The organism is Microbacterium sp. JZ70 (assembly GCF_053903225.1).
The window spans coordinates 3,234,990-3,253,823 of the sequence record NZ_CP096405.1 but is presented as its reverse complement, the minus strand read 5'-3'; the positions used below and the strand labels follow the sequence as shown (position 1 = coordinate 3,253,823).

Genomic DNA, 18,834 nt, shown 5'->3' with positions numbered 1-18,834 from the left:
GTCTGTGTCTCAGCGTCGGACGAGGAACACGTCGACCTCGTCCTCGCTGTCGAGCGCGAATCCCATCCGCTCGTAGAGCCGACGTGCGGGACTGCCCTGCAGCACGTTGAGACGGAAGGGCCCCGCGCCGTCGAGCGCCGCCGTGAGCACCGCCGTCCCGATTCCGCGCCCCTGCAGGCGCGGCGACAGATAGAAGTGCTCGATCCACGTGCCGTCGGCGGATGGCCGGATCGCGACGGTTCCGGAGTCGGCTCCGTCGACGACGATCACCTTTGTGAGAGCGGGATCGAAGGCGGCGAGGAAGCGCGTGCGCACCCGCTCCGGGTCGTAGCGGCCGAGGCGCTCGAGGTCGGCGCGGAGCACGTCGGCTCGCAGTTCGGCGATCCACGCGGCGTCCGACGCGACGGCGGGGCGGAGGGTCCAGCGCATCCTCTCAGGGTAGGGGAGTGCGTCCGGGGACAGCCGAGGTGATCGGCCCCATGGAGCGCGTCGTACGGTGACTTCATGACGAGTGAGGTCGAAGCGCACTGGGAGATGACCGGGCGCACCGCGGTCTACGCGGGACGGGTGCGCCTTGTCGACCACGCCGTCGTTCTCCCGGACGGAACGCGAACGCACTACGAGGTCGATGAGAGCATTCCCTTCGCGGTCGCGACGCTCGTCGTCGACGGCGGTGACGTCATCCTCACGCGCCAGTACCGGTATCCGCTCGACCGGTGGATCTACGACCTTCCGGGTGGCGCCGGCGCCGCGACCGAGTCGCCGAGCGCTGCCGCGCGCCGCGAGCTCGAGGAGGAGCTCGGTCTCACGCCCCGTGCGCTGAAGCCCTTGCATACGTTCGCCGTCAATCCCGGGCGCTCCGCGTGGTCCGTCCACCTCTTCTTCTGCGACGCCTGGACGTCGGTCGGACCCGCGGACGCTTCCGACCCGTCCGAGGACGTGCGCCTCGTCCGCATGGCGCTGCGCGAGCTCGACGCGGCGATCGCGAGCCGCGAGATCGTCGACCCCTCCCTGATCGTGGCCCGCGCGTGCGCGGCCGCGAGCGGGCTTCTGCCACCTCTCGGCGCGACCGCGCAGGACCCGCATCGAGCGGGAGCCGCACCCCGGTGACGCGCGCGGCCCGACGACATCCGCTCTTCGCAGCGAAGGGTGTCGGTGACGCCTCGTACCCTGGAAGGCGTGCTCGTGGGTGTGATCAGACGAAACGACAGCGGCAAGCTCGAGGCCGAGGCGGAGACGCAGGCGGAGGTCCGCGAGGCACTCGAGGCGCAGGTCCCGGCGGGGCACGTCCTCACGGACGCGACGGTCGCCATGGCCAAGCGCTCGACGCGGATCAGCGCGGTGGGCGTGTACCGCAGCACCGAGATCGCGGAGATCGAGGCCGACGACATGGCAAGTCTCGAGGCGAAGGTGCCCGAGGGATGGTCGCTCCTGTCGGTGCGCCGGCTCTGAGCGCACATGCGCGAAGGCGCCGCCCGCGAGACCTGCGGGCGGCGCCTTCGCGTCGAGGAGGGCCTCAGCCCAGCGGAACCGAGCCGACGAGGATGCCGACGGCGAGCATGACGAGCGAGACGACCGTCGCGCGCCACAGCACCTTCTTGTGGTGATCGCCGAGGTTGACGTTGGCGAGCGACACGAGCAGCAGGATGGCCGGCACGAGCGGGCTCTGCAGGTGGACCGGCTGCCCGATCACGGATGCGCGGGCCATCTCGGCGGGGGAGATGCCGTACGTCGCCGCGCTCTCGGCGAGGATCGGCAGGATGCCGTAGTAGAACGCGTCGTTCGACATGAAGAACGTCATGGGGATCGACAGCAGACCCGTGATCACGGCGAAGAACGGGCCGAGCGCGGGCGGGACGATGTCGACGACCCAGTCGGCCATGGCCGTGACCATGCCCGTGCCATCCAGCACGCCGACGAGCACGCCCGCCGCGAGCACCATCGAGACGACGCCCACGATGCTGGGGGCGTGCGCGACGATCTCGGCGCTCTGCTCCTTGAGCTTCGGGAAGTTCAGGATGAGCGCGATGCCCGTGCCGATCATGAAGACGAACGCGAGGGGCAGGACGTCCATGACGAGCAGGACCATGACCGCGACCGTGAGCGCGAGGTTGAACCAGATGAGCTTCGGGCGCAGGGTGGGACGATCGGGGCTGAGCATCGTGTCGGCCATCGCCGTATCGCGCTCGTCCTCGGCGATCACGGCGGGCGCCGCGAGGCCCGACCCCTTCACCGTGAGGACGTTCGTCGTGCCGAGCACGGCACGCGCGCCGGGCGTTCCGACCCCCGACCGCAGCCGGGGAACGCGCATGCCGAAACGTCCTGCTCGCGTGCTGCCGCCATCCGCCTGCGCCTCGTCGAGCCCGGTGAGGCTGAGCTTGCCGAGGCGGCGGCGCTCCGAGAGCCCGAGCAGCCAGGACAGGCCGAGCGCCACGGCGAGACCCACGGCGAGCGAGGGGATCATCGGGACGAAGACGTCGGTCGGCTGGAGGCCGAGTGCGGTCGCCGCGCGCACGGTCGGACCGCCCCACGGCACGATGTTGAGCGTGCCGTTCATGAGGCCCGCGACGCACGTGAGGACGACCGGGCTCATCCCGAGACGCAGGTAGAGCGGGAGCATCGCCGACGTCGTGATGATGAAGGTCGTGGAGCCGTCGCCGTCGAGCGAGACCGCGCCGGCGAGCAGCGCCGTGCCGAGCACGACCTTGGCGGGGTCGTCGCCGAGCGCGCGGGTGATGAAGCGGATGAGCGGATCGAACAGTCCGACGTCGATCATGATGCCGAAGTACATGATCGCGAACATGAGCAGCGCGGCCGTCGGCGCCATGTCGCCGATGGCCGAGATGACCATGTCGCCGAGGCCGAGCCCCGCGCCCGCGAAGAGCCCGAAGATCGTGGGCACGAGGATGAGCGCGACCATGGGCGTGAGCCGCTTGGTCATGATGAGCACCATGAACGCGAGGATCATGGTGAAACCGAGGATGACGAGCATGTGACGTCCTTGTCGTCGTGTCGCAGCGCGTCGTCGCGTGCGGCGGTGGAGCGTACGCGGCGACGATACGGAATCGGCTCGGCGCAGGAGGGGATGCGCGCATTGCGCAGGGATCTGCGCGTTGAGTCGGTTGTGCGCATTCTGCTCACGCGACGCGGAGAGGATACTCGACCTATGCGGTTCACGACGCGGGTGTTCGCGATGCAGCTCATCGCCGCCGCGGTCGTCATCGCGGTGTGCGTCTCGGCGTTCGCGCTGCTCGGGATCGGGCAGCTGCGCGACGAGGCGGAGTCGACGGCGCTCGCGGTCGCGCGGACGGTCGCGAGCGACCCCCAGGTGCGGGCGGACGTCGCGTCGTACGCGGGGCAGGAACGGCTGGATGGCGAAGCGCTCGCCGAAGGCGCGCTGCAGGACTATGCGGCCGAGATCGTCGAGCGCACGGAGACGCTCTTCGTCGTCATCGCGAACGACCTCGGCCTCCGGCTCGCGCACCCGGACCCCACGCTGCTCGGCGAGCGGGTGAGCACCGATTTCACGCGGGTGATCGCGGGCGACGAGGTCGTGGCCTGGGAGCGCGGGACCCTCGGCGAGTCGGTGCGCGCGAAGGTGCCCGTCCGCTCTCCGGATGGCGAGGCGATCGTGGGCGAAGTGAGCGTCGGCTTCGCGCCCGCTCGCGTCTTCGCGGATGCTCCTCTGCTCGTGGCGCTCTTCGTCGCGATCGCAGTGGTCGCCCTCGCGGTCGCGGCGCTCGTGTCGACCCTCATCCGCCGACGGCTCGAGCGGCTGACGCGCGGCGTGCAGCCGGAGGAGCTCGGCGGTCTGCTGCAGAGCCGCGCCGCCATCCTCGAGGGCGTGCACGACGGGGTGCTCGCGGTATCGGACGACGGGCGCGTGCGCGCGGCGAACGAGGCCGCGCTCGAGATCGTCGGGGACGCGCAGGCGGTCGGGCGCCGCCTCGAAGAGCTCGATCTGCCGCCGCGGCTGCGGGCCGCGCTCACACGGGCGCTCGATGGCGAGGCATTCGTGACCGGCGAGCTTGTGCTCGCCGATCGTGTCGCCTACGTCGAGGTGCGGCGGGTCCGGCACGAGGGGCGCTCGCTCGGCGTCGTCGCCGTGCTGCGGGATCGGACGGATGTCGTCGCGCTCGCGGAGCGCCTCGATGCCGTGCGGGCCGCGACGAACGCCATGCGCGCGCAGCGCCACGAGTTCGCGAACCGGGTGCATGCGGTTCGCGGCATGCTCGCAGCAGGGCGCATCGACGAGGCGCAGGGTCTGCTCGGCGAGTTCGCGGATCGCGGCGCTCTGCCGGAGGAAGCCGGGATCGATGTCGCGGATCCGTTCCTGCGATCCTTCCTCGCGGCCAAGCGGGTCGAAGCCGGGGAGAGGGGCGTCGAGCTGCGGATCGGTGCCGACACCTTCCTCGTCGGGGCGGTCGCCGAGCCCGAGGACGTCGCAGCCGTGCTCGGCAACCTCGTCGACAACGCCGTCACAGCCGCCGCGGCCGGAGCGGAGCCCCGGTGGGTCGAGGTATCGCTCCTCGATGCGGGGGAAGAGCTCGCGGTGACGGTCGTCGACTCCGGGCCGGGCGTCGACGATCCCGAGAGCGTGTTCGAGCGCGCGAGGGCGGCCGAGGACGACGTGTCGTCGCGCGTGCACGGCCGCGGGATCGGGCTGCCCCTCGCTCGGCGCTTCACCAGGCGGCGCGGCGGCGAGCTGTGGCTGGCCGAGGCCCGCGGCGTCGGGCATGGTGCTGTGTTCGCGGCGAGTCTGCCCGGCGTCATGCGCTCGCGAACGGCCGACGACGGGGAGGATGGGATGACGGCAGAGGGGGACGCGACGTGACCGGCGACATCCGAGTGCTCATCGTCGACGACGACTTCCGCGTGAGCGGCATCCATCGCGACATCGTGGCGGCGCGCGCCGGCTTCGAGGCGCTCCCGCCCGTGCGCGACGCGTCGTCGGCGCGCACGGCCATCCGCGACCTCCGTCCGGATCTGCTGCTCCTCGACGTCTACCTGCCGGATGGCGATGGCATCGAGATCGGGCGGGAGTCCGGCATCGATCGCTTCGTGCTGAGCGCGGCCGACGACGTGCCCACCATCCGCCGCGCGCTCGGCTCCGGTGCGCTGCACTACCTCGTGAAGCCCTTCGATCCGCGGGCGCTGCAGGACCGGCTCGATCGGTATGCGCGGTTCCGCAACCTCCTCGCCTCCGGAAGCGCGACGCAGGAGACGATCGACCGCGCGATGGCCGTGCTGCACGGGGGAGCGGCGACGACGCCCGCCCGCGCCGGCACGCAGCAGCTCATCCTCGACGCGCTCGCCGAGGGGGAGGCCTCGAGCGTCGAGCTCGCCGAGCGCGTGGGGGTCTCGCGCGCGACCGCGCAGCGGCATCTCGCAGAGCTCGCGGCCCGCGGCGCCGTGGAGGTGGCGCTGCAGTACGGATCGGCCGGACGCCCTGAGCACCGGTATCGCGTGAGCTGAGTCCTCCGTCGTCTGGTGCGCCTGTCGTCTGGTGCGCCTGTCGTCTGGTGCGCCTGTCGTCTGGTGCGGCTGTCGTCTGGTGTGCTGGGTGGATGTCGGTGGTGTGTGCTAGCGCTCGTCGCAGAAACATCCCGATCAGGGTAAGAAAAGTGGTGCGTTCGTCGTATCGATGTTCTATGCTGGCCGTATGGCGAAGGAGCCAGGATTCGAACCTCTCTTCCCGGGCGTGGCGGTCCGGGACGCGCTGACGCGACTGGAAGGCCTGGCCGAGGGCGTGCGCGGGGTGACGGACGCGGACCTGATCGCGTCCGCGGGGGAGGTCGAGCACCTCGGGCGCACGCTCGACGCGCTGCGCACCCGGGTCGCGGGAGAGGTCGACGCCCGCTCCCGCCGCGGCGACGACGACCCGCTCGCGGGCCGCTACGGGTGCCGCACCGGGCTCGAGCTGCTCGAACGCCTCACCGGGGCGTCGAACCGGGAGCTGCGCGGGCGGGTGCGGCTGGATGAAGCCACCCGCACCCGCACCGCCCTGACCGGGCAGGACCTCGATCCCCGGTGCGTGCACGTGGCCGCCGGGCTCGCGTCCGGACTGCTCGGCGCGGAAGTGGCCGCGGGGATCGTGAAGGCCGTCGACACCGCCCGCCGCGGCGGCGGGCACCCCGACCGGGTCGAGCTCATGGAACGCCACCTCGTCGCCCTCGCCACCGGCACCATCACCCCCGACACCGACCCCGACACGGACCCGGGTATGGACACGGGCGTTGCCGACGCGGACGCGGCCGACGCGGACGCGATGGCGGGGCGGGATCCGCTGGAGGAGCTCGCGCCGGTCCCGCCGCTGTCGGTGGTGAACGTGCACGCGCAGGCGTGGATCGACGTGCTCACCGCCGACGGCACCGAGCCCGACCCCGACCGGCCCGAACGCGACCGCGCCCTGAACCTCACACCCCTGCCCAGCGGAGCCTTCCGGGTCAACGGCACCCTCGTCCCCGAAGCCGGCGCCCTCCTGCAGAACCTCCTCTCCGCCCATACCAACCCCGCCCGCAACGTCACCTTCACCGAAACCGGCGACGCGGGCGGCGGGCCGGACAGCGGCGGCGGAGACGTCGAGGCGGGAGGGAACGCCGCGGACGATGCCGGACTCGGCGACGGCATCGGAGCGAATGGCGCGGAGTTCGGTCCGGTCATGCCGGACACCCGCTCGCCGGCGCAGAAGCGGCACGACGCGTTCTTCGCGATGATCCAGGCCGCCTCACGCGCCGCCGAGACCCCCACCCTCGGCGGCGCCGCCCCCACCGTCATGATCCACATCACCGCCGACGACCTCACCACCACAGACACCGACACCGACACCGACACAGGCACCGGCGACCGCGACGGCGTGCATGACACCGCGGCCCACGGCACAGGGGCGGCGTTCGCCCGCCCGAAGCACGGCATCGCGCACCTCGACGGCGTCGACGCGCCCGTCCCCGCCACCGTGGCCCGCCGGATCGGATGCACCGGAGACATCCTCCGCGCCCTCTTCACCCCCGAAGGACGCATCCTCGAACTGCGCAGCATCCAACGCTGCTTCACCCCCACCCAACGCAAAGCCATCGTCGCCCGCGACGGAGGATGCATCATCCCCGGCTGCACCATCCCCGCCGCCTGGTGCGAAATCCACCACGTCCAAGACCACGCCCAAGGCGGACCCACCGAAACCGACAACGGCGTCCTGCTCTGCTGGTGGCACCACCACCACCTCGACACCTCCGGCTGGACCATCCACATGCACCACGGCGTGCCCTACATCGTCCCGCCCCGCTGGATCGACCGCGACTGCACACCCCGCCCCGCACAAGGCTCCGCCACCCGCATACGCACCCGCCTCCGCCGCACCCTCACCCGCATCCGCACCTGACCCACCTGACCCACCACGGCATGGCGCGAGCCGCCGCGGCCGCCGACGAGAGTGTCGGGGACCGCGGGCGCGAGCGCTGAGGCGGGTCAGTCGATGCCGAGGTCGCGGCGCAGCCGCGCGACGTGCCCGGTCGCCTTGACGTTGTAGAGGGCCTTCTCGATGACGCCCTCTTCGTCGAGCACGAACGTCGAGCGGATGACTCCCTCGATGATCCGGCCGTAGCTGTTCTTCTCGCCCCACGTGCCGTACGCATCGTGCACCGCGTGGTCGGGGTCGCTCAGCAGGTCGAAGGTCAGGCCGTCGCGCTCACGGAAGCGGCGCAGCTTCTCGGGCTCGTCGCGCGAGACGCCGACCACCGTGTACCCGGCGCTCTGCAGCGAGCCGAGGCTGTCGCGGAAGTCGCACGCCTGCTTGGCGCATCCGACCGTGAGCGCCTCCGGGTAGAAGTAGAGGACGACCTTCCGCCCGCGGAGGTCGGAGAGCGAGACGCTCTTCTCATCCTGGTCGAGCAGCGTGAAGGCAGGAGCGACGGTACCGGGTTCGAGGCGCGAAGTCATAGGCTTCCCAGCCTAAGCGGCGCCGGCCGGGCGGCCGCTCTGCGCAAGCCAGTCGTCAGACGCACGTCCGGCGCGTCCAACCGCGCGCAGGCCGCCCGGATCGCCCGCGAGAAGGGGTGGATCTGAGCGGCCTGTCCTAGAACAGGTCCTCGAGCTCGACGCGCTCCCCCGTCGCATCGGCGATCGCGAGACGCGCGGCGAACCAGCCGGCCATCCCGTGCACGCCCGGGCCGGGAGGGGTCGACGCCGACGCGAGGTAGACGCCCTTCATCGGGGTGCGCCACGGCGAGGCGGAGAGGACGGGGCGGCCGATCAGCTGCCGGAACGTCACGGCGCCGCCGGCGAAGTCGCCGCCCACGGCCGACGGGTTGTACACGGCGAACTCGGTGGCGGCCGTGGCGTGCGACGCGAGAATGCGGTCGCGGAAGCCGGGTGCGAAGCGCTCGATCTGCCGCGTCACCGTCTCAGTCGCGTCGACGCTCGACCCCGGCGGCACGTGGATGTACGTCCACAGCACGCTCTTGCCCTTCGGAGCGCGCGTGGGGTCCAGGATGGACGGCTGGGCGGCGAGCACGAACGGCCGCTCGGGCACGCGCCCGCGGGCGACGGCGTTCTCGCCCGCCTCGATCTCGGCGCGGGTTCCGCCGATGTGCACGGTGGGGGAGAGGTGCACATCGGGGTGCGCCCACGGCACGGGCCCGTCGAGCGCGAAGTCGACCTTCGAGGCGCCCGGCCCGTACCGGAATCGGCGGATGGCCGCGGCCCAGGCGCCGTGCGCGTCGGGATGCGTGAGCGCGAGACGCGGCGAGGTGTCGAGGACGAGGACGTCGCCGCGCGTCGGGTCGCCCCAGTCGAGCGCGGACAGATCGTCGACACGGCGACCCGTCTCGATCCGGCCGCCGTGCGCGCGCAGATCCTCCGCGAGGGCGTCGGGGATGGCCTGGGCGCCGCCGACGGGGAATCCCCAGCCCCCGGCATGCGCCTGCGAGGCGAGCAGCAGCCCTGCCGCCGACGCGGCGACCGAGGGCAGAGCGGTGTTCGCGTGCGCGATCACGCCCGTGAGGAGCGCGTGCGCCTCCTCGCTGCGGAACGAGTGCCGGCCGAGCGGTGAGCCGAGCTCAAGCGCCCGGAGTCCGAAGCGCACGAAGGTGACCGGATGGCGCGGCACGCGCAGCATCTGATTGCCGGTCACGTCGGCGACCGCGTCGATGTGGCGCGCGAGCGGTCGGAGCATCGCATTCCACGCCCTGCGGTCGACCCCGAGCCCGTCGGCGGTCCGCGCGATGTCGCGCCAGGCGATCGCGGCGCGGCCGCCGTCGAGCGGATGCGCGTACGACGCGTCGGGCACGAGCCATCCGACCTTCTCGCGCATGCCGAACGCGTCGAAGAAGGGCGAGGTGAACGCGGCCGGATGCACGGCAGAGCACACGTCGTGACGGAACCCCGGGAGCGTGAGCTCGGCCGTGCGGGTTCCGCCGCCGATCCCGGAGTGCGCCTCGATCACGGTGACGTCGAAGCCGGCCCGCGCGAGCGCCACCGCGGCGGAGAGCCCGTTCGGTCCGCTGCCCACCACCGTCGCGCGCCGAGTCGTCATAGGCCCATCCTGCCAGGGGCCCGCGACGGCCGGGCCGCCGAGGTCAGACGAACGCGCTCATCCCGGTGAGGTCGCGGCCCAGCAGCAGCGCCTGGACGCTCTCGGTGCCCTCGTAGGTGTGGATCGCCTCGATGTCGGCGAGATGCTGCATGACGACGTTCTCGAGGAGGATGCCGTTCCCGCCGAGCATGTCGCGCGCCGTCCGGGCGACATCGCGCGCCGTCCGCGTGCAGTGGTACTTCGCGAGCGACGCCTGCGTCGCGCGCATGCCGCCGGCCGCCTCGAGGTCGGCGAGGCGGCGCAGGAACAGCTGCATCGACGTGAGCTGGGCGAGCATCTGCGTCAGGCGCTCCTGCACCATCTGGAAGCGCGCGAGCGGGCGGCCGAACTGCTCGCGCTGCGTCGCGTACGAGAGGGCGGCCTCGAAGCAGGCCGTCGCGTGCCCGAGCGCCGACCAGGCGACCCCCGAGCGGGTCGCGAAGAGCACCGTCGTCGCGTCCTTGAACGAGTGCGCGCCCGGGAGCACGGCGTCGGCCGGCACCCGCACGTCGTCGAGTCGGATGTGCGCCTGATGGATGGCGCGCAGCGCGACCTTGCCCGCGATGACGTCGGCCGCATAGCCCGGCGCATCCTGCTCCACGAGGAAGCACCGGACGGCGCCATGGTCGGGGTCGCCCTCGTGATCCACGCGCGCCCAGACGAACGTGATGCCGCCCGATGCGCCGTTGCCGATCCACTTCTTGGTGCCGCGCAGCACCCACCCGTCGCCGTCTCGACGCGCGACGGTCTCGAGCGACGTCGAATCCGATCCGTGATCGGGCTCCGTCAGCGCGAAGGAGCCCAGCACCTCGCCCGTCTGCAGCGGTCCGAGCCAGCGCTCCTGCTGCGCCTCGCTGCCGAACAGCGCGAGCGTGCGGAGGGCGAGCCCGCCCTGGACGGCGAGGATCGTTCCGAGCGAGCCGTCGTGCCGAGACATCTCCATGTTGACCAGCCCCGCGGCCAGGGGCGACAGGCGGGGGATGGCCGGATGATCGATGCCGTCCGCGTAGAGGCCGGCGGCTCCCAGCTCAGGCAGGACCTCGAGCGGATACTCCGCGCGCTCCCACGCCTCGCGCATGCGGGGAGCGAGGCGCTCCCCGATCTCGCGCGCGCGGGACCAGACCTCGCGGTCTTCGCCCGAGACATCCGAGAACACCGCGTAGTAGTCGATGTCCAGAACCTTCGCGACGTCGTACGTCGACACCTTCTCGCCGGGGAGGAGCTCCGTTGCCATGGCGACAGGCTAGGCAGGGGCCCCGCCCGGGATCATCTAAGCTGGAGGAAGTCTTCAAAAAGGAGCAGAGATGTTCATCGTCGCTTTGGTTCTCTTCCTCGGCGGGCTGGCGCTGTTCGGCGTCGCCTTCATGGTGCCGGCGTTCCAGGCCCTGGTGTTCGCGGCGGGCATCCTGCTCGTGTGCCTCGCCATGGCCCTGCCCATGCACACCAAGGCGAGGTAGCACCGCCCTCCCTCCGCGTGCAGGCTGCTCCGGATGATCCGGGGCCGCCTTCTTCATGCCCGCTCGCGCCGCTCACCGGGAGGCCCGCAGGGAGCGGTCACCGCGCGGTAGTAGGCTTGAGCATCGGTCGAGATCTCTCGACGTCGAGACGTTTCCACGCGTCTTGTCCCGTGGCCCCATCGAAGGAATGCAACGTGGATCTGTACGAGTACCAGGCTCGAGACCTTTTTGAGAAGTACGAGGTGCCGGTGCTCGCCGGCATCGTCGCGGACACCCCCGAGGAGGTGAAGGCGGCAGCCGAGAAGATCGGCGGCGTCGTGGTGGTCAAGGCCCAGGTCAAGACCGGCGGGCGCGGGAAGGCCGGCGGCGTCAAGGTCGCGAAGACCCCCGACGAGGCATACGAGGCCGCGAAGGCCATCCTCGGCCTCGACATCAAGGGCCACATCGTCAAGCGCGTGATGGTCGCGCAGGGCGCCGACATCGCGCGCGAGTTCTACTTCTCGGTCCTCCTCGACCGCGCCAACCGCTCCTACCTGTCGCTCGCGAGCGTCGAGGGCGGCATGGAGATCGAGCAGCTCGCCGTCGAGAAGCCCGAGGCGCTCGCGCGCGTCGAGGTGAACCCGCTGCGCGGCATCGACAAGGAGAAGGCCGTCGAGATCGCCCGCGCGGGCGGCTGGGACGAGGAGCTCGTCGAGAAGGTCGCCGACGTGTTCGTCAAGCTCTACGAGGTCTACAAGACCGAGGGTGCGACGCTCGTCGAGGTGAACCCGCTCGTGCTCACCGGCGCCGGCGACATCGTCGCCCTCGACGGCAAGGTCTCGCTCGACGACAACGCGAGCGAGGTGCGCCACCCCGAGCACGAGGAGCTCGAGGACAAGGAGGCGGCCGACCCGCTCGAGGCGAAGGCCAAGGCCAACGGCCTCAACTACGTCAAGCTCGACGGCCAGGTCGGCATCATCGGCAACGGCGCGGGCCTCGTCATGTCGACGCTCGACGTCGTCGCGTACGCGGGCGAGAAGCACGGCGGCGTGAAGCCCGCCAACTTCCTCGACATCGGCGGCGGCGCGAACGCGCAGGTCATGGCCAACGGCCTCGACGTCATCCTCGGCGACGAGCAGGTCAAGAGCGTCTTCGTCAACGTCTTCGGCGGCATCACGTCGTGCGTCGCCGTGGCGGAGGGCATCGTGAAGGCCCTCGAGATCCTCGGGGACCACGCCACCAAGCCGCTCGTGGTGCGCCTCGACGGCAACCAGGTCGAAGAGGGCCGCGCGATCCTGCAGGGGGCCAACCACCCGCTGGTCACGCTCGCGGCCGGCATGGACGAGGGCGCCGACAAGGCCGCCGAGCTGGCGAACGCCTGAGCCGGGAAAGGGACTAGAGACATGTCGATCTACCTCAACAAGGACTCCAAGGTCATCGTCCAGGGCATCACGGGCGGCGAGGGCACCAAGCACACCGCCCTCATGCTCAAGGCCGGCACGAATATCGTCGGCGGCGTGAACGCCCGCAAGGCCGGCACCACCGTCACGCACGAGAAGCCCGGCGAGGGCGAGGTCGAGCTCCCCGTCTTCGGGTCGGTCGCCGAGGCGATCGAGAAGACCGGCGCCGACGTGTCGATCGCGTTCGTGCCGCCCGCGTTCACGAAGGACGCCATGGTCGAGGCCATCGACGCCGAGATCCCCCTCCTCGTCGTGATCACCGAGGGCGTGCCCGTCGGCGACACCGCGGAGGCGTGGGCGTACGCGATCGAGAAGGGCAACAAGACCCGCATCATCGGCCCGAACTGCCCCGGCATCATCACGCCGGGCGAGTCGCTCGTCGGCATCACGCCCGCGAACATCACGGGCAAGGGCCCGATCGGCCTCGTCTCGAAGTCGGGCACGCTGACCTACCAGATGATGTTCGAGCTGCGCGACCTCGGCTTCTCGACGGCCATCGGCATCGGCGGCGACCCCGTCATCGGCACGACGCACATCGACGCCCTCGAGGCGTTCGAGGCCGACCCCGAGACGAAGGCGATCGTCATGATCGGCGAGATCGGCGGCGACGCCGAGGAGCGCGCGGCCGAGTTCATCAAGGCGAACGTCACGAAGCCGGTCGTCGGCTACGTCGCGGGCTTCACCGCCCCCGAGGGCAAGACGATGGGCCACGCGGGCGCGATCGTGTCCGGCTCGGCCGGCACCGCGCAGGCGAAGAAGGAGGCCCTCGAGGCCGCCGGCGTCAAGGTCGGGAAGACCCCGAGCGAGACGGCCGCCCTCATGCGCGAGATCATCGAGTCCCTCTAAGGCTCAGCGAGCGCAGCGAGCCGCCCCCGGTCGTTGAGCGAGCGCAGCGAGCCGAAACGCAGCGAGCCGAAGCGCAGCGAGTCGAAACGCAGCGAGTCGAAACGCAGCGAGCCGCCCCCGGGATCATCCCGGGGGCGGCTCGCTGCATTCAGTCGTCGACGCGGTTGCCCTGCGCGTCCCAGTGCTCGGCGACCTTCTTCGAGGGCTGCACGCGCGGCGGCTCGCCGGGCATCTTCGGGAAGTCGGGCGGGAACGGCAGCTCGCCGAGGCCGTCGGCGAGGTCGCGCTCCCACCACTCGAGGAGCGTGTCGATGCGGGCGGGCGCATCGCCGAACGCGGCCCACGGGTCGCCGACCTCCTCGAGGCGCCGGGGCACGGTGCGCACGGTGAGCGCGAGCGGATCGACGTCGTCGAGCTCGTCCCAGGAGAGCGGCGTCGACACGGTCGCCTGCGGGAGCGCCCGCGGGCTGTAGGCGCCCGCCATCGTGCGGTCGCGGTTGGCCTGGTTGAAGTCGATGAAGACGCGCTCGCCGCGCTCCTCCTTCCACCAGCTCATCGTCACGCGCGACGGATGGCGCCGCTCGAGCTCGCGCCCCGCGGCGATCACCGCGTGGCGCACCTCGAGGAACTCCCACCGCGGCTCGATCGGGCAGAAGAGGTGGATCCCGCGGCTGCCGCTCGTCTTGATCCACGACGTGAGGCCGGCTTCGTCGAGCACCTCGCGCATCGCGTGCGCCGCGAAGACGACGTCGGCGAAGTCGGTGCCCGGCTGCGGGTCGAGGTCGATCCGCAGCTCGACGGGATGGTCGGGGTCGCTCGCGAGAGACGCCCACGGGTGGAACACGACGGTGTTCATCTGCGCGGCCCACACGGCCGACGCCGGCTCGGTGAGGACGAGCTGCGGATGGCGCCTGCCGCTGTTGTACGTCACGGGCACCGACTCGACGTAGGCGGGTGCGCCCTTGGGTGGGTTCTTCGAGAAGAAGCTCTCGCCGTCGACGGACCCGGGGAAGCGCTCGAGCGACACCGGCCGATGGCCGCTGTGCGCGAGGAACGGGCCCGACACCGCGATGAGGTACTCCGCGAGGTCGCGCTTGGTCACCCCGGCCTCTGGCCACACGACGCGTCCTGGGCTCGACAGGCTCACCTCGCGGTCGCCATCCGGTCCGGGGATCGTGAGGGTGACGCGCTCGGAGGCCACGGCGCGCCTACTCGCCGAAGCCCGACGCGACGAGGTCGCGGATGGCCGAGATCGCGCGCTCCGCGTCGGGCCCGTCGGCGGTCACGTCGATCGTGTCGCCCTTGCGGGCGCCGAGCGCCATAAGTCCGACGAGGCTGCGCCCGTCGACGGCGGGCTTCGTGGCGGTGCCGATCCGGACGACCGCGTCGAGCCCGCGCAGGGCGCCCGCGAGTGCGGCCGCCGGCCGCGCATGGAGCCCGATCTCGTTCGTCAGCAGGAACGACTCCGAGCGCCCCGTGGGCTTCTCCTCAGCGGGGACGGACTCGCCCTCCACGCCGAGGTGCCGCAGCTTGGCGTCGAGGGCGCGGCGCGCCTCGCGCTCGACCTCGACGAGGTCGCCGCCCGCGCCGGCTCGCGCCACCGCGGCGACGAGGCCCTCCACGAGCGGAGCCGCAGCGAGGCGCACCGGCCCCTCGGCGGCGCCCGCGAGATCGAAGGCGAGCTCGGCGCTGAGGATGGCCGATCCGAGGTCCGTGAAGACGAGGGTGCCGTCGGGCGAGGCGACCGACTCGATCGCCCGCGCGATGAGCGCCGCATCCGTGCCCATCCCGCCCTCCGCCGTTCCGGCCGCGACGGCGATCCGGGGCGCCACAGGGCCGGCCATCTCGCTCGCGAGCGCGACAGCCGCCTCCGCGAGGGCGACGCTGTGCGAGACCACGACGAAGCCGATCATGCCGCGACCTCCTCGGCCGCCGCGGCGAGCGCCTCGAACAGGAGCGCGGTCGAGACCGAACCGGGGTCGAGGTGCCCCGCGCTGCGTTCGCCGAGATAGCTCGCGCGTCCCTTGCGTGCGACGAGCGGCTCGGTCGCGTCGCTTCCCGCGCGCGCAGCCCGAGCGGCAGAGCGCGCGGCGGAGACGAGGTCGGATGCGCCCGCCTCGAACGCGTCGACCGCCGGGGTCATCGCGTCGATCATCGTCTTGTCGCCCGGCTCCGCCTTGCCCCGTGACACGACGCCCTCGAGGCCCGCGCGCAGCGCGGCGGCGAGCGCGGGGCCATCCAGCTCGGCGCCGTCGCCGCCGCTCGCGCCGAAGCGCAGGAAGAAGGTGCCGTACAGCGGGCCGCTCGCGCCGCCCACGGTCGAGACGAGCGCCATCCCCACCGCCTTCCCGAACTCGCCGACGGTCGTGGGCGTCGCCGACTCGAGCTTCGCGACGGCTGCCGCGGTGCCGCGCGCCATATTCGCACCGTGGTCGGCGTCGCCGATCGCGGAGTCGAGCGCCGTCAGCCGCTCCTGCTCGTCGGAGACGCGATCGCGGAAGAGCGCGACCCAGCGTCCGAGCGCTGCGATGTCGAACGCCATCCGATCACCGCCCCCAGCGCAGGCCGGGCGTCTCGACGGGCGCGTCCCACAGACGCAGCATCTCGTCGTCGGCGCGCAGGAGCGTGAGCGAGCACCCCGCCATGTCGAGCGACGTGATGTAGTCGCCCACGAGGGTGCGTGCGACGCGCACGCCGGCCTTCTCGAGCAGCTTCGCGACCTCGCCGTACATGAGGTAGAGCTCGAGAAGCGGGGAGCCGCCCATGCCGTTCAGCATCGCGATCACCGGCCCGCCCGCCGCGTCGAAGTCGTGGAGGATCGGGTCGACGAGCATCTCGGCGATCTCCGGTGCGGGCGCGACCTTCACGCGGCGTCGCCCGGGCTCTCCGTGGATGCCGATGCCGATCTCCATCTCGTCGTCGGGCAGGTCGAACGTCGGCTTGCCCGCCGCGGGCACCGTGCAGCTCGTGAGCGCCATGCCCATCGAGCGTCCCTGCGCCGAGACCGCCTCCGCGATCCGCACGACCTCGTCGAGGGGCGCGCCCTCCTCGGCGGCAGCGCCCACGATCTTCTCGAGGAGCACCGTGAGGCCCACCCCGCGGCGCCCGGCCGTGTAGAGCGAGTCCTCCACCGCGACGTCGTCGTGCACGAGGACGGACGCGACCTCCGCCTCCGCGAGCTCGGCCGCCATCTCGAAGTTCATGACGTCGCCGGTGTAGTTCTTCACGATGTGCAGCACGCCCGCGCCGCGATCGACCGCGCTCGTGGCCGCCAGCACCTGGTCGGGGGTGGGGGAGGTGAACACCTCGCCCGCGCACGCCGCGTCGAGCATCCCGTAGCCGACGTAGCCGCCGTGCAGCGGCTCATGTCCCGATCCGCCGCCCGACACGAGCGCCACCTTGCCGGCGTCCTTGGGTGTCGCGCGGAGGACGACCCGGTTCTCGTGGTCCACGCGGAGCTGCGGCAGGGCCGCCTCCATGCCGAACAGGGCATCTGTGACGACCGCCGCGGTGTCGCCGATCAGCTTCTTCATCGCCTGCTCCTCCGAGCCCATCCGGACATCCCTGCTCCCTCGCGTCGATGCCAGCGCCAGCCGTGTACGCCTCACTATCGGCAGGACGATCGCGGGGTGTCAAGGGGAGGGGACGGATGTGCATGCGGATGGCCGGAGCCGATGGCCCGACGGGATCGTAGGCTCGGAGCATGCCGCTTCAGGGAGAGTACGCACCGAGCACATCCGAATGGGCACGTCAGCAGGCCGAGGCCTACGAGGCGTCGAACGGCGCCGAGGCCTCCGTCCTGCCGGGCACGTCCTGGCCGATCGTCGTCGTGACGAACGTCGGCGCCCGCAGCGGGAAGCTGCACAAGACGGCCCTCATGCGCGTCGAGCACGAGGGCGTCTACGCGCTCGTCGCCTCGAAGGGCGGGGCGCCGAAGCCGCCCGCGTGGTACTTCAACATCGCCGCGCACCCGCACGTCGAGCTGCAGGACGGCGCCGTGAAGCGCGACTACCTCGCGCGCGAGCTCGACGTCGACAGCGACGAGTACGCCCAGTGGTGGGAGCGCGCCGTCGCGGCGTACCCGCCGTACGCCGAGTACCAGGAGCGCACGGAGCGCCGGATCGCGGTCTTCGTCCTCGAGCCGATCGCGGCGTAGCGCGGCCCCGGCGCGGGTCCGGGGATCTCCCGGGGCCCGCGGGTAGGGTCGTGACGCCATGCATCGGATCCTCATCGCCCTGCTCGCCGCGTTCGACGCGCTCGTGGCGGCGCTGGTCGGCCTCGCCGTCGTCCTCGCGCCGCTGACGCTCCTGTGGACGTTCACGTTCGGCCTGACGGCCGACTGGGCGGGCCTGTGGCCGACGACGGCGCGGATCTGGCAGCTCGGCAACCTCGTCCCGCTGTCGCTCGCGTTCGACGAGGACGCCGTCGTGGCGCTCGGCCTGCCCGACGAGGCGGCCACCTTCACGCTGACCCTCGCTCCGCTCGCGTTCGCGGTCTTCGCGGCGTTCTTCGCGGCCCGATCCGGCCGGCGCGCGGTCCGCTCGGGCGCCGGAGCGGTGGGCGTCCTCGCGGGCATCGCGATGACCGCGATCATCGCGGCGGTCGTCCTCGCGACCTCGGGGAGCGAGCTCGCACGCGTCGAGGCCTGGCAGGCTGTGCTCCTGCCGACCGCCGTCTACGCGGTCGGGGCGGTCGCCGGCGCGTGGGCCGAGGGCTGGAGCGAGGGCGACGGCGGCCTCGCGGACCTCGTGCACGAGCGGGTCGACGGATGGTCGTCGAAGTGGCGCGAGGTCCCCACGCTCGCGGTGCGCGGCGGCGCCGTCTCCCTCGCTGCCGTCGTCGGCGCGGCCGCGCTCGCGGTCGTCGTCGCCGTGCTCGTCCGCGCGGACGCCGTCGTCGCCCTCTTCGAGCAGGCGCAGGTCGACGCGCTCGGGGCGACCGCCCTCGCGCTCGCGCAGGTCGCGTACCTGCCGACGCTCATCGGCTGGGGGGTGTCCTGGATCGCGGGGCCGGGCTTCGCGGTCGGCGCGGCGACCACGGTCTCCCCGGCCGGCACGCAGCTCGGCGTCGTGCCCGGCATCCCGATGCTCGGCCTCCTCCCGGAGCAGGGCTCGGGATGGCTGCTGCTCGTCGCGCTCCTGCCCGTCGCGGCGGGCGCGCTGGCCGGGTGGCACGTGCGCTCGGCGCTCGCGGCGGAGTGGGAGATCGAGCGCCCCGAGGACGACGACCATCCCTCGCCGCACGAGCCGGTGTCGCCTCGGGTCGTGCTCGCGATCGCCATCGCCGCCATCGCGGGAGCCGGGGCGGCCGGCATCGCGGCACTCTCGTCGGGATCCATCGGCCCGGGGCGGCTCGCGACCGTCGGCCCCGATCCCGGTCCCGTCGCCCTCGCGGTGGGCCTCGAGGTGCTCGTCGGCGCGGCCATCCTGCTCCTCTCGCCCCGCCCGCACGGGCATGCCGCCGCGACAGCGGACGGGGCGGCCGCGCTCGCCGACGGGGACGAACTCGCGCGCCGGTAGACTGG

The 18,834-nt window shown here is 72.1% G+C and carries 19 protein-coding genes; 10 read left to right on the top strand and 9 right to left on the bottom strand.

Going from position 1 to position 18,834, the window contains the following annotated elements; all coding sequences use genetic code 11:
* Nucleotides 1-9: 9 nt before the first annotated feature.
* Complete coding sequence (locus tag M1D46_RS14960) at nucleotides 10-429, bottom strand: N-acetyltransferase family protein (protein ID WP_456283718.1); 420 nt, start codon at nucleotides 427-429, stop codon at nucleotides 10-12.
* A 75-nt stretch (nucleotides 430-504) separates the two neighbouring features.
* Here M1D46_RS14960 and M1D46_RS14955 point away from each other — a divergent pair, with 75 nt between their 5' ends.
* A complete protein-coding gene (locus tag M1D46_RS14955) occupies nucleotides 505-1,110 on the top strand; it encodes an NUDIX hydrolase (RefSeq protein ID WP_456283717.1) in 606 nt (201 codons plus the stop codon).
* A gap of 45 nt (nucleotides 1,111-1,155) precedes the next feature.
* On the top strand, nucleotides 1,156-1,452 hold the full coding sequence (locus M1D46_RS14950) for a hypothetical protein (protein WP_421078657.1): 297 nt from the start codon (nucleotides 1,156-1,158) through the stop codon (nucleotides 1,450-1,452).
* 64 nt (nucleotides 1,453-1,516) lie between these two features.
* On the opposite strand, the gene M1D46_RS14945 is transcribed toward M1D46_RS14950, so the two are convergent.
* Nucleotides 1,517-2,992, bottom strand: coding sequence for a CitMHS family transporter (locus M1D46_RS14945; protein WP_282980537.1), 1,476 nt, complete (start codon nucleotides 2,990-2,992; stop codon nucleotides 1,517-1,519).
* A gap of 174 nt (nucleotides 2,993-3,166) precedes the next feature.
* Between M1D46_RS14945 and M1D46_RS14940 the strand changes: the two genes are divergently transcribed.
* The 3 genes from M1D46_RS14940 to M1D46_RS14930 all read left to right on the top strand — a co-directional run bounded on the left by M1D46_RS14940 (nucleotide 3,167) and on the right by M1D46_RS14930 (nucleotide 7,378).
* On the top strand, nucleotides 3,167-4,834 hold the full coding sequence (locus M1D46_RS14940; RefSeq protein WP_456285955.1) for an ATP-binding protein: 1,668 nt from the start codon (nucleotides 3,167-3,169) through the stop codon (nucleotides 4,832-4,834).
* Entirely contained in the window at nucleotides 4,831-5,475 is a 645-nt protein-coding gene (locus M1D46_RS14935) for a response regulator (protein WP_282980540.1), read from the top strand. The genes M1D46_RS14940 and M1D46_RS14935 overlap by 4 nt, the downstream gene beginning before the upstream one ends.
* A gap of 187 nt (nucleotides 5,476-5,662) precedes the next feature.
* The gene (locus tag M1D46_RS14930; protein WP_456285954.1) at nucleotides 5,663-7,378 is read left to right on the top strand and encodes a DUF222 domain-containing protein; all 1,716 of its coding nucleotides are present in this window, start codon (nucleotides 5,663-5,665) and stop codon (nucleotides 7,376-7,378) included.
* 86 nt (nucleotides 7,379-7,464) lie between these two features.
* Here the strand turns inward: M1D46_RS14930 and bcp are convergent, their stop codons facing one another.
* The 3 genes from bcp to M1D46_RS14915 all read right to left on the bottom strand — a co-directional run bounded on the left by bcp (nucleotide 7,465) and on the right by M1D46_RS14915 (nucleotide 10,802).
* Nucleotides 7,465-7,935, bottom strand: a complete 471-nt coding sequence (gene bcp, locus M1D46_RS14925; RefSeq protein WP_282980312.1) for a thioredoxin-dependent thiol peroxidase — start codon at nucleotides 7,933-7,935, stop codon at nucleotides 7,465-7,467.
* Nucleotides 7,936-8,071: 136 nt separating this feature from the next.
* Nucleotides 8,072-9,529 (bottom strand): phytoene desaturase family protein, encoded by a 1,458-nt coding sequence (locus tag M1D46_RS14920; RefSeq protein WP_456285953.1) that lies wholly within the window; start codon nucleotides 9,527-9,529, stop codon nucleotides 8,072-8,074.
* Between the two features lie 43 nt (nucleotides 9,530-9,572).
* Complete coding sequence (locus M1D46_RS14915; RefSeq protein WP_456285952.1) at nucleotides 9,573-10,802, bottom strand: acyl-CoA dehydrogenase family protein; 1,230 nt, start codon at nucleotides 10,800-10,802, stop codon at nucleotides 9,573-9,575.
* Between the two features lie 70 nt (nucleotides 10,803-10,872).
* Here M1D46_RS14915 and M1D46_RS14910 point away from each other — a divergent pair, with 70 nt between their 5' ends.
* The 3 genes from M1D46_RS14910 (at nucleotide 10,873) to sucD (ending at nucleotide 13,310) form a co-directional block, all read left to right on the top strand.
* On the top strand, nucleotides 10,873-11,025 hold the full coding sequence (locus M1D46_RS14910) for a hypothetical protein (RefSeq protein ID WP_271174534.1): 153 nt from the start codon (nucleotides 10,873-10,875) through the stop codon (nucleotides 11,023-11,025).
* A 194-nt stretch (nucleotides 11,026-11,219) separates the two neighbouring features.
* On the top strand, nucleotides 11,220-12,386 hold the full coding sequence (gene sucC, locus M1D46_RS14905) for an ADP-forming succinate--CoA ligase subunit beta (RefSeq protein ID WP_271174533.1): 1,167 nt from the start codon (nucleotides 11,220-11,222) through the stop codon (nucleotides 12,384-12,386).
* Nucleotides 12,387-12,407: 21 nt separating this feature from the next.
* The gene (gene sucD, locus M1D46_RS14900; protein WP_271174532.1) at nucleotides 12,408-13,310 is read left to right on the top strand and encodes a succinate--CoA ligase subunit alpha; all 903 of its coding nucleotides are present in this window, start codon (nucleotides 12,408-12,410) and stop codon (nucleotides 13,308-13,310) included.
* A 148-nt stretch (nucleotides 13,311-13,458) separates the two neighbouring features.
* Here the strand turns inward: sucD and ligD are convergent, their stop codons facing one another.
* Genes ligD through dhaK form a run of 4 tightly spaced genes read right to left on the bottom strand, consistent with a single transcriptional unit; the run spans nucleotide 13,459 to nucleotide 16,843 of the window.
* Nucleotides 13,459-14,511 (bottom strand): non-homologous end-joining DNA ligase, encoded by a 1,053-nt coding sequence (ligD, locus tag M1D46_RS14895; protein WP_456285951.1) that lies wholly within the window; start codon nucleotides 14,509-14,511, stop codon nucleotides 13,459-13,461.
* 7 nt (nucleotides 14,512-14,518) lie between these two features.
* Nucleotides 14,519-15,223 (bottom strand): dihydroxyacetone kinase phosphoryl donor subunit DhaM, encoded by a 705-nt coding sequence (gene dhaM, locus M1D46_RS14890; protein ID WP_421076103.1) that lies wholly within the window; start codon nucleotides 15,221-15,223, stop codon nucleotides 14,519-14,521.
* The gene (dhaL, locus tag M1D46_RS14885; protein WP_456285950.1) at nucleotides 15,220-15,852 is read right to left on the bottom strand and encodes a dihydroxyacetone kinase subunit DhaL; all 633 of its coding nucleotides are present in this window, start codon (nucleotides 15,850-15,852) and stop codon (nucleotides 15,220-15,222) included. Before dhaL ends, dhaM begins: the two co-directional genes overlap by 4 nt.
* Nucleotides 15,853-15,856: 4 nt before the next feature.
* Nucleotides 15,857-16,843: a dihydroxyacetone kinase subunit DhaK gene (dhaK, locus tag M1D46_RS14880; protein ID WP_456285949.1), complete on the bottom strand. Its 987-nt coding sequence runs from the start codon at nucleotides 16,841-16,843 to the stop codon at nucleotides 15,857-15,859.
* Nucleotides 16,844-17,013: 170 nt separating this feature from the next.
* Here dhaK and M1D46_RS14875 point away from each other — a divergent pair, with 170 nt between their 5' ends.
* Both M1D46_RS14875 and M1D46_RS14870 read left to right on the top strand, forming a co-directional pair.
* On the top strand, nucleotides 17,014-17,466 hold the full coding sequence (locus M1D46_RS14875) for a nitroreductase family deazaflavin-dependent oxidoreductase (protein WP_282980299.1): 453 nt from the start codon (nucleotides 17,014-17,016) through the stop codon (nucleotides 17,464-17,466).
* Between the two features lie 58 nt (nucleotides 17,467-17,524).
* A complete protein-coding gene (locus M1D46_RS14870) occupies nucleotides 17,525-18,829 on the top strand; it encodes a cell division protein PerM (protein ID WP_456285948.1) in 1,305 nt (434 codons plus the stop codon).
* The last annotated feature ends 5 nt before the right edge of the window (nucleotides 18,830-18,834 follow it).